The 13,859-nt window shown below is 69.5% G+C and carries 11 protein-coding genes; 8 read left to right on the top strand and 3 right to left on the bottom strand.

Annotated features, from left to right (window positions below; all coding sequences use genetic code 11):
* Positions 1 to 32: 32 nt before the first annotated feature.
* The 3 genes from gltX to AB0N07_RS04090 form a co-directional block, all read right to left on the bottom strand.
* On the bottom strand, positions 33 to 1,517 hold the full coding sequence (gene gltX, locus AB0N07_RS04100) for a glutamate--tRNA ligase (protein WP_365831853.1): 1,485 nt from the start codon (positions 1,515 to 1,517) through the stop codon (positions 33 to 35).
* Positions 1,510 to 2,295 carry a fumarylacetoacetate hydrolase family protein gene (locus tag AB0N07_RS04095; RefSeq protein ID WP_365831851.1) on the bottom strand — a complete coding sequence of 262 codons (786 nt, stop codon included), beginning with the start codon at positions 2,293 to 2,295 and terminating at the stop codon, positions 1,510 to 1,512. The genes gltX and AB0N07_RS04095 overlap by 8 nt, the downstream gene beginning before the upstream one ends.
* Positions 2,296 to 2,437: 142 nt before the next feature.
* A complete protein-coding gene (locus tag AB0N07_RS04090; RefSeq protein ID WP_351475435.1) occupies positions 2,438 to 2,626 on the bottom strand; it encodes a hypothetical protein in 189 nt (62 codons plus the stop codon).
* Between the two features lie 602 nt (positions 2,627 to 3,228).
* Between AB0N07_RS04090 and AB0N07_RS04085 the strand changes: the two genes are divergently transcribed.
* The 8 genes from AB0N07_RS04085 (at position 3,229) to AB0N07_RS04050 (ending at position 13,782) form a co-directional block, all read left to right on the top strand.
* A complete protein-coding gene (locus tag AB0N07_RS04085) occupies positions 3,229 to 6,948 on the top strand; it encodes a nitrate- and nitrite sensing domain-containing protein (RefSeq protein ID WP_365831849.1) in 3,720 nt (1,239 codons plus the stop codon).
* A 9-nt stretch (positions 6,949 to 6,957) separates the two neighbouring features.
* Complete coding sequence (locus AB0N07_RS04080; RefSeq protein WP_003973453.1) at positions 6,958 to 7,371, top strand: roadblock/LC7 domain-containing protein; 414 nt, start codon at positions 6,958 to 6,960, stop codon at positions 7,369 to 7,371.
* A 109-nt stretch (positions 7,372 to 7,480) separates the two neighbouring features.
* Positions 7,481 to 7,876: a DUF742 domain-containing protein gene (locus AB0N07_RS04075; RefSeq protein WP_030943001.1), complete on the top strand. Its 396-nt coding sequence runs from the start codon at positions 7,481 to 7,483 to the stop codon at positions 7,874 to 7,876.
* Positions 7,857 to 8,432 (top strand): ATP/GTP-binding protein, encoded by a 576-nt coding sequence (locus AB0N07_RS04070; RefSeq protein ID WP_030942998.1) that lies wholly within the window; start codon positions 7,857 to 7,859, stop codon positions 8,430 to 8,432. Before AB0N07_RS04075 ends, AB0N07_RS04070 begins: the two co-directional genes overlap by 20 nt.
* 387 nt (positions 8,433 to 8,819) lie before the next feature.
* The gene (locus AB0N07_RS04065; protein WP_365831846.1) at positions 8,820 to 12,104 is read left to right on the top strand and encodes a nitrate- and nitrite sensing domain-containing protein; all 3,285 of its coding nucleotides are present in this window, start codon (positions 8,820 to 8,822) and stop codon (positions 12,102 to 12,104) included.
* Positions 12,105 to 12,114: 10 nt separating this feature from the next.
* Entirely contained in the window at positions 12,115 to 12,528 is a 414-nt protein-coding gene (locus tag AB0N07_RS04060; protein ID WP_005479603.1) for a roadblock/LC7 domain-containing protein, read from the top strand.
* Positions 12,529 to 12,626: 98 nt separating this feature from the next.
* Positions 12,627 to 13,220 (top strand): DUF742 domain-containing protein, encoded by a 594-nt coding sequence (locus AB0N07_RS04055; protein WP_115905690.1) that lies wholly within the window; start codon positions 12,627 to 12,629, stop codon positions 13,218 to 13,220.
* Positions 13,201 to 13,782, top strand: a complete 582-nt coding sequence (locus AB0N07_RS04050; RefSeq protein ID WP_026248371.1) for an ATP/GTP-binding protein — start codon at positions 13,201 to 13,203, stop codon at positions 13,780 to 13,782. Before AB0N07_RS04055 ends, AB0N07_RS04050 begins: the two co-directional genes overlap by 20 nt.
* Positions 13,783 to 13,859 lie beyond the last annotated feature (77 nt).

Genomic DNA, 13,859 nt, shown 5'->3' with positions numbered 1-13,859 from the left:
TTCCGGGTGCCGCCCCTTCGTCCGTGCATGACCTACGCCGCCAGCTTCTCCAGCGCCGCGTCGATGCGGGCCAGGGTCTTCTCCTTGCCCAGGATCTCCAGGGACTCGAACAGCGGCAGGCCGACCGTGCGGCCGGTGACGGCGACGCGGACCGGGGCCTGGGCCTTGCCGAGCTTGAGGCCGTGGGTCTCGCCGGCGGCCAGGACGGCCTCCTTGAGGGACTCGGCGGAGGCCCAGTCGGCGGACTCCAGCTTCTCGCGGGCCGTACGCAGGAGCGCGTCCGAGCCCTCCTTCATCGCCTTCGTCCAGGACGGCTCGTCGAAGACCGGCTCGGCGAGGAACAGGAAGTCGACGTTGTCCGTGATCTCCGAGAGGACCTTCAGACGGGTCTGGGCGTGCGGGGCGACCGCCTGCCACTTGGCCTCGTCGAAGTCCTCCGGCGCCCAGGGGGCGAAGGGGGCCTTGAGCCAGGGGGCGCAGCGCTCCGTGAAGTCCTTCACATCCAGCAGGCGGATGTGGTCGGCGTTGATCGCCTCGCACTTCTTGAGGTCGAAGCGGGCCGGGTTGGGGTTCACGTCCGCGATGTCGAAGGCCGCCACCATCTCCTCGACGGTGAAGATGTCCTTGTCCGCGGAGAGCGACCAGCCCAGCAGGGACAGGTAGTTGAGCAGGCCCTCCGGGAGGAAGCCGCGCTCGCGGTAGAGGTTCAGCGAGGACTGCGGGTCGCGCTTGGACAGCTTCTTGTTGCCCTCGCCCATCACGTACGGCAGGTGGCCGAACTGCGGGGTCTCCTTGGCGATGCCCAGCTCGGTCAGCGCCTTGTAGAGGGCGATCTGGCGGGGCGTGGAGGACAGCAGGTCCTCGCCGCGCAGAACGTGGGTGATCTCCATCAGGGCGTCGTCGACCGGGTTGACGAGCGTGTACAGCGGGGCGCCGTTCGCGCGGACGATGCCGTAGTCCGGGACGTTCTCCGGCGTGAAGGTCAGCTCGCCGCGGACCAGGTCCGTGAAGGTGATCGTCTCGTCGGGCATGCGGAAGCGGACGATCGGCGTACGGCCCTGGGCCTTGTACTCCTCGACCTGCGCGGCCGTGAGGTCGCGGCAGTGGCCGTCGTAGCCGGAGGGCTTGCCGGCGGCGCGGGCAGCCTCGCGGCGGGTGTCCAGCTCCTCCTGGGAGCAGTAGCAGTGGTAGGCGTGCCCGGCGGCGAGGAGCTTCTGCGCGACATCGGCGTAGAGGTCCATGCGCTGCGACTGGCGGTACGGCGCGTGCGGACCGCCGACCTCGGGGCCCTCGTCCCAGTCGAAGCCCAGCCAGCGCATCGAGTCGAGCAGCTGGTTGTACGACTCCTCGGAGTCGCGGGCGGCGTCGGTGTCCTCGATGCGGAAGACAAGAGTGCCCTGGTGGTGCCGGGCGAACGCCCAGTTGAACAGGGCCGTGCGGACCAGGCCCACATGGGGGTTACCGGTGGGCGAGGGGCAGAAACGGACGCGTACGGGGGAGCCGGGTGCGCTAGCCACGCTTGACAACCTTGTTGGTGAGAGTGCCGATGCCTTCGATGGTGACGGCGACCTCGTCGCCGACGGTGAGCGGCCCGACGCCTGCCGGGGTGCCCGTGAGGATCACGTCGCCGGGGAGCAGCGTCATGGCCTCGGAGATGTTGACGATCAGATCCTCGATGGGGTGGATCATCTCGCTGGTGCGGCCGAGCTGGCGTTGTTCGCCGTTGACCGTGAGCTGGACGGTCAGGTCGGACGCGGTCGCGAGGTCGATGCCGGTCTCCACCCAGGGGCCGAGCGGGCAGGACGTGTCGAAGCCCTTGGCCCGGGCCCACTGCTTCTCGCGTCTCTGCACATCGCGGGCGGTGACGTCGTTGGCGCAGGTGTAGCCGAAGATCACGTCGGCCACGCGCTCGCGCGGGACCTCGCGGCACATGCGGCCGATGACGACGGCCAGTTCGGCCTCGTGGTGCAGGTCCTCGGAGAAGGAGGGGTACTGGATCTCGTCGCCGGGGCCGATCACCGAGGTGGAGGGCTTGAAGAAGGCGAACGGAGCATCGGGCACCTCGTTGCCGAGTTCGCGCGCGTGCTCCGCGTAGTTGCGGCCGAAGGCCACGACCTTGTTGGGGAGCACCGGCGGGAGCAGCCTGACCTTGCTGACCGGCACCTTCGTACCGGAGAGCTCGAAGTCCGCGAACGGGATGCCCTTGATGATGTCGAGGACGAGCTCGTCCGGCTGGTCGCCCTCGACCGCGCCGAAGGCGACGTTCCCGTCGATGGAGAACCTGGCGATGCGCACGGGATCCTGCGCCCCTCACTTGAGCCGGCTGGAGTCTGACGCTCCAGGCTAACGCGGTGAGGGGGCCGCTTCGCGCTCCCCCAGAAGGGGACTCCAAGATCCGTGCGCGGCCGCAGTGAATGATCTACGGCCGGTGTGCGTACTACTGCGCGACGGAGGCCGTGGCGGGGGCCTCCACCAGGATGGTGCGGCGCGGGTTGGCCGTCTGGGACGGGAGGTCGACGGAGTGCTCCGGCTGCTGCGGCGTCTGCAGCGCGTCGGCGTCCTCCAGGTGCGCCAGCGTCGTGCGCCGCGGGTTGGCTATGTTGCGGAACATCATCGTCGTCTTCACTGTTGTACGTGACCTTGTCGTCTCCGGGCGTCCGGCCGGGACCTCGGGCCCCTCGCGCAGGCGCAGTTGTCAAAGTGTTACGTCCTGTAAAGCGTCAGGCTAAACATTCAATTCCCTCCCCAAGGCGTGAAGACCCCATGATCAGCATGTGAGTTTGCTCACGACCCGACAGGCAAAACGGTCAATTCAGGCCTGTGGGTGACCTCTACGAAACGGACATTGACCCCCTGAAGCCATCATTCCGCTCCTGATCATGGCGACTGGGACACCGCTCCCACCTGGGCGACTCGCTCGCATAAGTCCGTTATGGACGGGATCACTTTCTACGTCCGGTAATCCCGCACTCACGTGCAGTCACGTGCGTCACGGCATAGTGCTCGGGCCTTGTTGGAGATCCGGCACTGTGCTGGAATTCCACGGACCGCCGCAGGATCGAGCCGGCGCACAGGGGGCGCGACGAGCGTCGCGTTGCGGCGAGAAGGGGGAGCCAGCGCCGGTCACTTCACGACCACAGGGGGCGCATTCAGGGCGCCACCTAAAACGCCGACACCGTGTCTTTCCGTTCACGCGGAGGGGCGCCTGGTCCAGAGGTTGCGACGCTAGTGCAGGGACGTTTCAAGAGGGATGGCAGTGCTTCGGCGGAGCCGGAGCCGCACGGCGGGACTGGCCCCAATGCCGGCAGTCCCTCCCCCCAGCACGCCCAGAACCCGGGCCCGGCACCGTCCGGCGACGGCGGAGAGCGCTCCGGGCGCCCCGGCGCGTCGGCACCTCCCGGGCCCCCCAACTCCGCCGCTCCGGCGGTCAAGCCGCCGAGCGGTCCGAGCGGCCCCGGATCCCGCGTGGCGCTGCGCAACTGGCGCATCTCCACGCGCCTGGTGTCGCTGCTCGCGCTTCCCGTGGTGGCGGCCACCTCGCTGGGCGCCCTGCGCATCAGCGACAACATGAACGACATCCAGCAGCTCGACAACATGAAGCTGCTGACGGACATGACCAAGCAGGCCACCGAGCTGGCCGACGCGCTCCAGAAGGAGCGCGACCTGTCCTCCGGTCCGCTGGCGCACGGCTCCAAGGCGAGCGACTACACGGTCAAGGGCTACCGGGACAAGACGGACCGGGCCAAGACCAACTTCATCGACTCCGCCGAGCAGATCGACACCTCCAACAAGGACGGCTCGCTCCAGGGCGTCCGCGAGAGCCTCGTCGGCGTGGTCGGCGACCTCGAACAGCTGTCGAAGATCCGCTCCAGCGCCTACCAGGCCAAGAACAACTCGACCCAGACCGTCGAGGCCTACCACCGTCTCGTCACACACCTGCTGAGCCTCTCCCAGGACATGGCCGAGGCCACCAGCAACCCCGAGATGATCCAGCGCACCCGTGCCCTGGCCTCCTTCTCCTCCGCCAAGGAGTACGCGTCGATGCAGCGCGCCGTCCTGGCGGCGGCGCTCCCCGCGAACAACACCACGGTCGGCGACCTGTCGGAGAACGACCGGCTCTACGCGCAGTCGGCGCTGGAGAGCCAGAAGTCCGAGCTGCGCAGCTTCCGGAGCATCTACGGCACCGACAAGGCCACCGCTCTCCTCAAGCCCATCGAGGAGAACAACACGACGATCACGGCCAGCGACAAGTACGCCAGCCGTGCCCTCGCCTCCCAGAACGCCCTGGACGACCTGCCGAAGCGCTCGTACCAGGACTGGGTGGACGACAGCTCGACCAAGATCGAGCAGATGAAGAAGATCGAGCACACGCTGCTCGAGGACATGGAACAGAAGGCCCGCGAGCTGCGTTCCGCCTCCGAGCGTGAGGCGATCATCTCCGGTGCGCTGATCCTGCTGGTGCTCGGCGTCTCCCTCGTCGGCGCCTTCGTCATCGCCCGCTCCATGATCCGCTCGCTGCGCCGGCTGCAGGAGACCGCCAACAAGGTCGCCCAGGACCGGCTGCCCGAGCTGGTCAAGCAGCTGTCGGAGTCGGACCCGCAGGACGTCGACACCTCCGTCGAGTCGGTCGGTGTGCACTCCCGGGACGAGATCGGCCAGGTGGCCGCGGCCTTCGACGACGTGCACCGCGAGGCGGTCCGCCTCGCCGCCGAGCAGGCCCTCCTCCGGGGCAACGTCAACGCGATGTTCACCAACCTCTCGCGCCGCTCCCAGGGCCTCATCCAGCGTCAGCTGTCGCTGATCTCCGAGCTCGAGTCCCGTGAGGCCGACCCGGACCAGCTGTCCTCGCTGTTCAAGCTCGACCACCTCGCGACGCGCATGCGCCGTAACGGTGAGAACCTCCTCGTCCTCGCCGGTGAGGAGCCCGGCCGCCGCTGGACCCGCCCGGTCCCGCTGGTCGACGTGCTCCGCGCCGCCGCCTCCGAGGTGGAGCAGTACGAGCGCATCGAGCTGGCCGCCGTGCCGACCACCGAAGTGGCCGGCCGCGTGGTCAACGACCTCGTGCACCTGCTCGCCGAGCTGCTGGAGAACGCGACCTCGTTCTCCTCGCCGCAGACCAAGGTCAAGGTCACCGGTCACGCACTGCCCGACGGCCGCGTCCTGATCGAGATCCACGACACCGGTATCGGCCTCTCTCCCGAGGACCTCGCGGCGATCAACGAGCGGCTCGCCTCCCCGCCCACCGTGGACGTCTCGGTCTCGCGCCGCATGGGTCTGTTCGTGGTCGGCCGGCTGTCGCAGCGCCACGGCATCCGCATCCAGCTGCGTCCGTCCGACTCCGGTGGTACGACCGCGCTGGTCATGCTGCCCGTCGATGTCGCCCAGGGCGGCAAGAAGCCGCAGCCCAAGCCGGGTCAGGGCGGCACCTCCGGTGGTCCCGCCGCAGCGCAGGCCGCCGCGGGTGTGGCCGCCGCACGGCGCCAGGCCGGTGGCGGCGCCCTCGGTGCCGGTGCAGCCTCCGGTGGTGGTCTGCTCGGTGCCGGCCAGGGCCCGCGGGCCGCGCTGCCGGGTGCCGGCGACGGCCGTCCGGGTGCGCCCGGCGGAGCGCGTGGACCGCAGTCCCCGGCCCCGCAGGGCCGGCCGGCTCCCGCGGGTGCGGGCGCCGGATTCGGTCAGGCGCCTGGTGCGCCGCAGGGCCTCCAGGCCGCGGGCACGGGTCAGGACAGCTTCGGCGGCCCTCGCGGCGCCGTACCCCCGCAGTCCTCGAACAACGCCGACGCAGGCAATGAGCAGGGCCGCGGCCGGCGTGGCCGTCAGCCGCAGCTGCCGGGCCGTGGCGGTCCGCGTGCCGAGCTGCCGGGCGGCAACCCGCAGTCCCGGCCGAGCTGGAGCGACGAGAACGCGCAGCCTCCGGTGCCGCGTGCCTCGCTCGACACCCCGCGCGGCCACGACGAGACCTCCCGGATGCCGCGCATCGACGCGACGTCCGAGATGCCGGCGATCCCGCGGTCCGACGAGCGTCAGGGCCCCGGTTCCACCTCGGAATTCGCCCGCCCCGACTTCGGTGCTCCGGCGCCGGGCAACCCGCAGCACACCGGTCAGTTCGCCGCCCAGGACTTCGGGGCGCAGCAGCCGAGCGGTAACGGTTCGCAGAACACGGGCCAGTTCGTCCGCTCGGACGTCTTCGGCGCTCCGTCCGGCCAGAACGGGCGAGGCGGCCAGAACAACCCGAACAACCCCGCCAACACGGGCCAGTTCGCTAGTCCTCAGGCGTACGACGGCAGCTCCACGGGCCAGTTCGCCACACCGGGCTACGACAACGGCTCCACCGGGCAGCACTCCCTGCCGGGTCGCCAGAACCCCGGTGACACCGGGCAGTTCGAGCGTCCGGGCGGCGACTTCGGTGCTCCGCGGCAGCCGGCTCCGCAGCGTCCGCAGCAGCGGCCCGTCCGCCAGGAGCCCGAGGCGCTGCCGCCGGCGCCGGGTCCGGGCGACGGTCGTACACCGCTGTACGACACGCTGGAGACCAACTGGTTCCACGGCCAGCAGGGCGGTCAGCAGAGCAACGGCTCCGCACCGGCCCCGCAGCAGCCGCAGGCTCCGGCCGCCCCCGCGGCCCCGCAGCACTCTGCGGCTTCACAGCGTCCCGCCACCTCTTCCTGGCGCACCTCGCCGAACGACGATCTCGTCCGGCAGGCAGAGCGTGTCAGGCAGCCGGCGGCGGGCGGCGTCACCACCTCCGGCCTGCCGCGCCGGGTGCCCCGGGCGAACCTCGTTCCGGGCACGGCTCAGCAGCAACAGCACCAATCCGGTCCGCAGGTCTCGCGTGCGCCTGACGACGTACGCGGCCGGCTGACCAATCTCCGTCGGGGCATCGCGCAGGGTCGCCAGGCCGGTACCGGTCAGACCGGCAGTTTCCCGAGCCCCACTCACCAGCAGGAGCGTTAGTTGAGCCAGATGAGCCAAGCGGCACAGAACCTCAACTGGTTGATCACCAACTTCGTGGACAACACCCCGGGTGTGTCCCACACCGTCGTCGTGTCCGCCGACGGTCTCCTTCTGGCGATGTCGGAAGGCTTCCCCCGCGACCGCGCCGATCAGCTGGCGGCCGTCGCGTCCGGACTGACCTCGCTGACGGCCGGGGCCTCCCGGATCTTCGAGGGCGGCAACGTGGCGCAGACGGTCGTCGAGATGGAGCGGGGTTTCCTCTTCCTGATGTCCGTCTCGGACGGCTCGTCCCTGGCCGTGCTCGCGCACCCCGAGTGCGACATCGGCCTGGTGGGCTACGAGATGGCGCTGCTCGTCGACCGGGCAGGTGCGGTCCTCACGCCGGATCTGCGCGCCGAACTCCAGGGCAGTCTGCTCCACTGACCCGCCCAGGATCCACCCCCGTCACCACATCACCGTCCGGCCGCCACAATCCCCCCACGGCCAATAAGACGGCCAGCCCGACCGACTTGCTGTCCCGCCCGGAGGATTCATGACCCCGCCCACCGCCTCTCATGATCCGTACGCGGAGCCGTACGAGGACGAGGGCGACCAGCCACTGGTGCGTCCGTACGCGATGACCGGTGGCCGGACCCGGCCCCGCTATCAGCTGGCCATCGAAGCGCTGATCAGCACCACGGCCGACCCTGCAGCACTCATGGGGCTGCTCCCTGAGCACCAGCGCATCTGCCACCTGTGCCGTGAGGTGAAGTCGGTCGCAGAGGTGTCGGCGCTCTTGTCCATGCCGCTGGGCGTGGCCCGGATCCTTGTCGCGGACCTGGCCGAGGCCGGACTCGTCGCCATCCACCAGCCTGGTGGCGACGAGACGACCGGTGCGCCGGACGTGACACTGCTCGAAAGGGTGCTCAGTGGACTTCGCAAGCTCTGAACCGAGTCGTGCCACCACCTCCGCCAAGATCGTGGTGGCGGGCGGCTTCGGCGTGGGCAAGACCACGTTCGTCGGCGCCGTCTCGGAGATCAACCCGCTGCGCACCGAGGCCGTCATGACGTCCGCTTCCGCGGGCATCGACGACCTCACCCACACCGGGGACAAGACCACCACCACGGTGGCCATGGACTTCGGCCGCATCACCCTGGACCAGGACCTGATCCTGTACCTCTTCGGTACACCGGGCCAGGACCGGTTCTGGTTCATGTGGGACGACCTGGTGCGCGGCGCCATCGGCGCGGTGGTGCTCGTGGACACCCGGCGCCTGGCGGACTGCTTCCCCGCGGTCGACTACTTCGAGAACAGCGGCCTGCCCTTCGTCGTCGCGCTGAACGGCTTCGACGGACACCAGCCGTATGCTCCCGAGGAGGTGCGCGAGGCGCTGCAGATCGGTCCGGACACCCCGATCATCACGACGGACGCCCGGCACCGCGGAGATGCCAAGAGTGCGCTGATCACGCTGGTCGAGCACGCTCTCATGGCACGGCTGAGGTAACACCCAAATCAGCCATGCCGTACGGCAGTTGTCGTAGACGCATCGGAGCCGACTGTGGCCTTTGACACGGTCGGCCCCGGTGTTCATAACGTTTCGGCAGAGGAATCGGGTAGCACGGCCACGCGTCGTTGCCAAACGGTCTCGCTGCGCTCACATCAGCCCCGTCTTTTGACGGGGCTCGTTCTTTATGACCGTTTTATCTGGGGCTTACATCACACGGAATCCTTGCTTTCCACTGTTTGGAAGAGCGCAGGTCGTCGTGCTGGAATGCCTGAACTGCCCAATAGTCAAAGACGTACTCGGTAGTACTGCGTACTCAATGGCGTACTGGGCTCTGAGACACTGCGGCACAACGTTGGTGCCCGCCGCCGAGAGGTTGTTGGTCGAGTGAGGCGAAGCAAGAACGGTCCCGAGCCGTCGGCCCGGGGCAACTTCACCCCGCCGCCGCGCGGAGCGGCGCCCGCCCCTGTGCCCGGTTCGGAACCGACGGCCCCACCCGCTCCGAGCGGCGGCCGTTTCTCCCCCCGCAACTGGCGGGTGCCGACCCGGCTGAACGCGATCCTGCTCATACCCGTGACGGTCGGGCTTGTCATGGGCGGCTTCCAGGTGAAGAGCTCGATCGACACCTGGCAGGAGGCACAGGACGCGGAGAACACCGCACGGCTGGTGCGGGCCTCCCTGACCTATGCCAACGCGGTGAACAACGAGCGCGACATCACCGCGGCACCGCTGCTCAAGGGCAAGAGCGCGACCGCCAAGGACAAGGCGACGGTCGACGCGGCCCGCAAGGCCACCGACGACGCGGCCGACGCCTTCGACGCGGCGGCGCAGCACATGCCGCAGAAGTCCGGCCTGCTGCGCCGCCTCAAGCTGTTCCGCCAGGCCGAGCCGCAGCTGGCCACCCTGCGCGCGACCGCATACTCCTCCAAGGTGCACGGCGTGCAGACCGAGGAGGGCTACGTCGGCATCGCCCACCCGCTGATGGAGTTCGCCAACGAGCTGGGCCTGGGCACGGGCAACATCACCAGCTACGGCCGGACCGTCTACGCCATCTCGCTCACCCAGGCCGCCCTGTCCCTGGAACGGTCGATCGGCATGCATCTGCTGATCGCGCCCGGCCCCAAGAAGGACGACTTCGCCAAGCAGCGCGTCGCCCTCTCCTCCTACGCCTACCTCGAAGGCATCGCCATCGAGGAGTACAAGGCGGGCGGCACCGAGGCGGACGCGCAGAAGCTCATCGACCTGGAGACGAAGGCCAAGGCCGAGGGCGTGGCCCAGGCCAAGCAGGCCGCCGCGCAGGCAGCCGCCAACAACCAGGCGTACGTGCCACCGCCGGCCGACCCGACCGCCATGGTCACGGCCCTGTCGTCGCTGCAGAGCACCGACACCGGCGCCCGCGCCGTGCTCGCCCAGCAGGGCATCACCGCCGAGAACTGGTGGGCGGTCAACACCCTCCGGTACAACGTCTACCGCCAGATCCAGTCGGACATGGCCGACAAGGCCGTGAACGAGGCCTCGAACATCGCCGACAACGCCAAGCGTGACGCCCTCATCACGGGTGCCGCCGTCGTCGTCGCCCTGCTCCTGGCGTTCATCCTGGCCGGTGCCGTGGCCCGCCAGATGTCCCGCTCGATGCGCCAGCTGCGCAACGCCGCCTTCGGCATCGCCGAGCAGCGGCTGCCGATGCTGGTCGACCAGCTCTCGCGCACCGACCCGGGCCGCGTGGACACCCGCGTCCAGCCCATCCCGATCAACACCCGCGACGAGATCGGCGAGGTCGCCCGCGCCTTCGACCAGGTCCACCGCGAGGCGGTCCGGCTCGCCGCCGAGCAGGCCCTGCTGCGGGGCAACATCAACGCGATCTTCACCAACCTCTCGCGCCGCAACCAGTCGCTGATCGAGGGCCAGCTGACCCTGATCACCGACCTGGAGAACAACGAGGCCGACCCGGACCAGCTGGAGAACCTCTTCCGCCTGGACCACCTCGCGACCCGTATGCGCCGCAACGGCGAGAACCTCCTGGTCCTCGCCGGCGAGGAGCCGGGCCGCCGCTGGGACCAGCCGGTCCCGCTCATCGACGTGGTGCGCGCCGCCTCCTCCGAGGTGGAGCAGTACGAGCGCATCGAGCTGTCGGGCGTCCCGGAGGCCGAGATCCACGGCCGCGCGGTCACCGACCTCGTGCACCTGCTCGCCGAGCTGCTGGAGAACGCCACCACGTTCTCGTCCCCGCAGACCAAGGTCCGCGTCACCGCGACCCGGCTGCCCGACGGCCGCATCATGATCGAGATCCACGACAAGGGCATCGGCCTGACCGCCGAGGACTTCGCGGACATCAACCACAAGCTCGCGAACCCGCCCACCGTCGACGCCGCGATATCCCAGCGCATGGGCCTGTTCGTGGTCGGCCGGCTGTCCGACCGGCACGGCATCCGCGTCCAGCTGCGCCCCTCCGGCGAGCAGGCGGGCACCACCTCGCTGGTCATGCTGCCGGACGCGATCACCCACGGTGGTGGCGGCGAGCAGCAGCAGCCGCGCGACGAGTTCACGGTCTCGCAGATCATCCCGGAGCAGAGCTACCAGGGTGAGGACTTCAACAACGGCCTGCCGATGCGCACGGCCGCGGAACTCGGCTTCGACGACAGCCGCTACTCCGAGATCCCGGACGACATACGCGAGCTGGACACCGTCGGCCGCTCGCTGATGCGCGAGGAGCGCCGTGCGGCCCTGGAGTCCCAGGCGCAGGACCAGCCGGCCCAGGAGTCCCCCGAGACCCCGTACGCCGACGCGTTCGACCAGCCGTCCTACGACAACGGCCTCGGCGGCTTCCCCGAGCAGCAGCCCGGCGGCTACGACCCGCGCCCGGCCTACGACGAGCCGCAGCAGACTCCGTACGAGGAGCAGCAGCGCCCCGCGTATGACGAACCGGCTCCCCGCCCGTCGTACGACGAGCCGTACTACGCGCCGAACGGCGGGCTTCCGCACAGCGACACGTTCTCGTCGAACGGCGGCTACCCCGAGCCCTCGTATGCGGAACCGGTCCGCGAGGAGCGCGCCTCCGCCCCGGAGCCCTTCCCGGCCTTCCAGGAGCGCCGCCAGCAGGACGACTGGCCGCAGCAGGACGGCTACCAGAACGGCTACTCCTCGGATTACGCTCCGGAAACGGAATCTGCGCAGGCCGCTGACGTGAGCGAGCGCGACCGCGTAGGCTTCGACCGTCCGGGACCGGCCTCTTCCGCCGCCCACGCGCTGACCGACGCCGGACTGCCCCGCCGCGGATCGTTCGCGGGAGGTGCGAACGGCACGAGCGGTCCGAACGGCGCGCGGCACGTGAGCCAGGAGGCGCCGGCCCCCAAGCCGGAGAGCAACGGCAATGGCACCGGCGACTGGCGTTCGGCGAACGACGACCGCTGGCAGCAGGCCGCTCAACTCCGGAAGCCCAAGGCGGGCGGGGTCACCTCCTCCGGCCTGCCGCGGCGGGTGCCCAAGGCCAACCTGGTCGAGGGAGCCGCCGAGACCACCCCGCAGGGCGGCCCACAGGTCTCCCGCGCCCCGGAGGACGTCCGGGGCAGGCTGAGCAACCTGCGCCGGGGCGTCCAGCGCGGACGCAACGCGAGCAGTGAAACGAACGGTCAGGGCTTCGGTCCTGACAGCACCTACAACCAGGAGCGTTAGTGTGAGCCCGATGAGCCAGGCGGCACAGAACCTGAACTGGTTGATCACCAACTTCGTGGACAACACCCCGGGGGTGTCCCACACGGTGGTGGTCTCCGCCGATGGACTCCTTCTGGCGATGTCCGAAGGGTTTCCGCGCGACCGCGCCGACCAGCTGGCGGCCGTCGCGTCGGGTCTGACCTCGCTGACGGCCGGTGCCTCGCGCATCTTCGAGGGCGGCAGCGTGAACCAGACGGTTGTGGAGATGGAGCGGGGATTCCTCTTCATCATGTCCGTGTCCGACGGTTCCTCGCTCGCCGTGCTGGCCCACCCCGAGGCGGACATCGGTCTCATTGGGTACGAGATGGCTCTTCTTGTCGACCGTGCCGGTACGGTCCTGACACCGGATCTTCGTGCGGAGCTCCAGGGCAGCCTGCTCAACTGACAGACAGACGGTGCGTTTTGGCGTCCCGGGGCCGTAAGGTTTCGGGACGCGGCTCCACAGGGATTGGGTGCCCGGCACGGTCGGAGGAGGAGAAGAGAGTGGCAACACCCCCAGGCGGTTCGAATTCGGGCAACTGGTCGTACGGCCCTGCCCAGGGCCAGGGCGGCGGTTCCCAGAACCCGAACCGCTACAACTTCCCCTCCACCCCGAGCCAGCGGCGTCAGAACCCGTATGCACCCCAGGGTCCGCAGGGCCCCGGTCCTTCGCCGTACGACCAGCCGCCGGCGCCGCGTATCCAGCCCGTGCAGCCGCAGCGCCGCGCTCCCGAGCCGGCGCCCGCAGGGTCGTCGAACAACCCCCTGGTGCGTCCGTACGCCATGACCGGCGGCCGGACCCGCCCGCGCTACCAGCTCGCCATCGAGGCGCTGGTGCACACCACCGCGCAGCCGCACCAGATGCAGGGCCAGCTGCCCGAGCATCAGCGGATCTGCAACCTCTGCCGCGAGATCAAGTCGGTGGCGGAAATCTCCGCCCTCCTGACGATCCCTCTCGGCGTGGCCAGGATCCTCGTCGCCGACTTGGCGGAGGCGGGACTGGTCGCCATCCATCAGCCCGGCGGCGACGAGAACGCCGGCGGCCAGCCAGACGTGACACTGCTCGAAAGGGTGCTCAGTGGACTTCGCAAGCTCTAGCGGCGGTCCTTCCCGCTCCACCACCTCGGCGAAGATCGTGGTGGCGGGTGGCTTCGGCGTGGGCAAGACCACGTTCGTCGGGGCCGTCTCGGAGATCAACCCGCTGCGTACCGAGGCCGTCATGACGTCCGCTTCCGCGGGCATCGACGACCTCACCCACACCGGGGACAAGACCACCACCACGGTGGCCATGGACTTCGGCCGCATCACCCTGGACCAGGACCTGATCCTGTACCTGTTCGGCACCCCCGGTCAGGACCGGTTCTGGTTCATGTGGGACGACCTGGTGCGCGGCGCCATCGGCGCGATCGTCCTGGTCGACACCCGCCGTCTCGCCGACTGCTTCCCCGCGGTCGACTACTTCGAGAACAGCGGCCTGCCCTTCGTGATCGCCCTGAACGGCTTCGACGGCAACCAGCCGTACAACCCGGACGAGGTCCGGGAAGCCCTGCAGATCGGTCCGGACACCCCGATCATCACCACCGATGCCCGGCACCGGGCCGACGCCAAGAGCGCGCTGATCACCCTGGTCGAGCACGCGCTCATGGCACGACTGCGGTAGCACCCCCTGCAAGTGGGCCCCCTCTTCGGAGGGGGCCTTTTTGCTGCCTCCGGCAGGGAAAGATCGCAGAAGGGCCC

This window comes from Streptomyces sp. NPDC051172, from assembly GCF_040682555.1.
GTDB lineage: Bacteria > Actinomycetota > Actinomycetes > Streptomycetales > Streptomycetaceae > Streptomyces.
The sequence above is the reverse complement of the archived record's forward strand: the minus strand, read 5'-3'. Positions and strand labels throughout refer to the sequence as shown.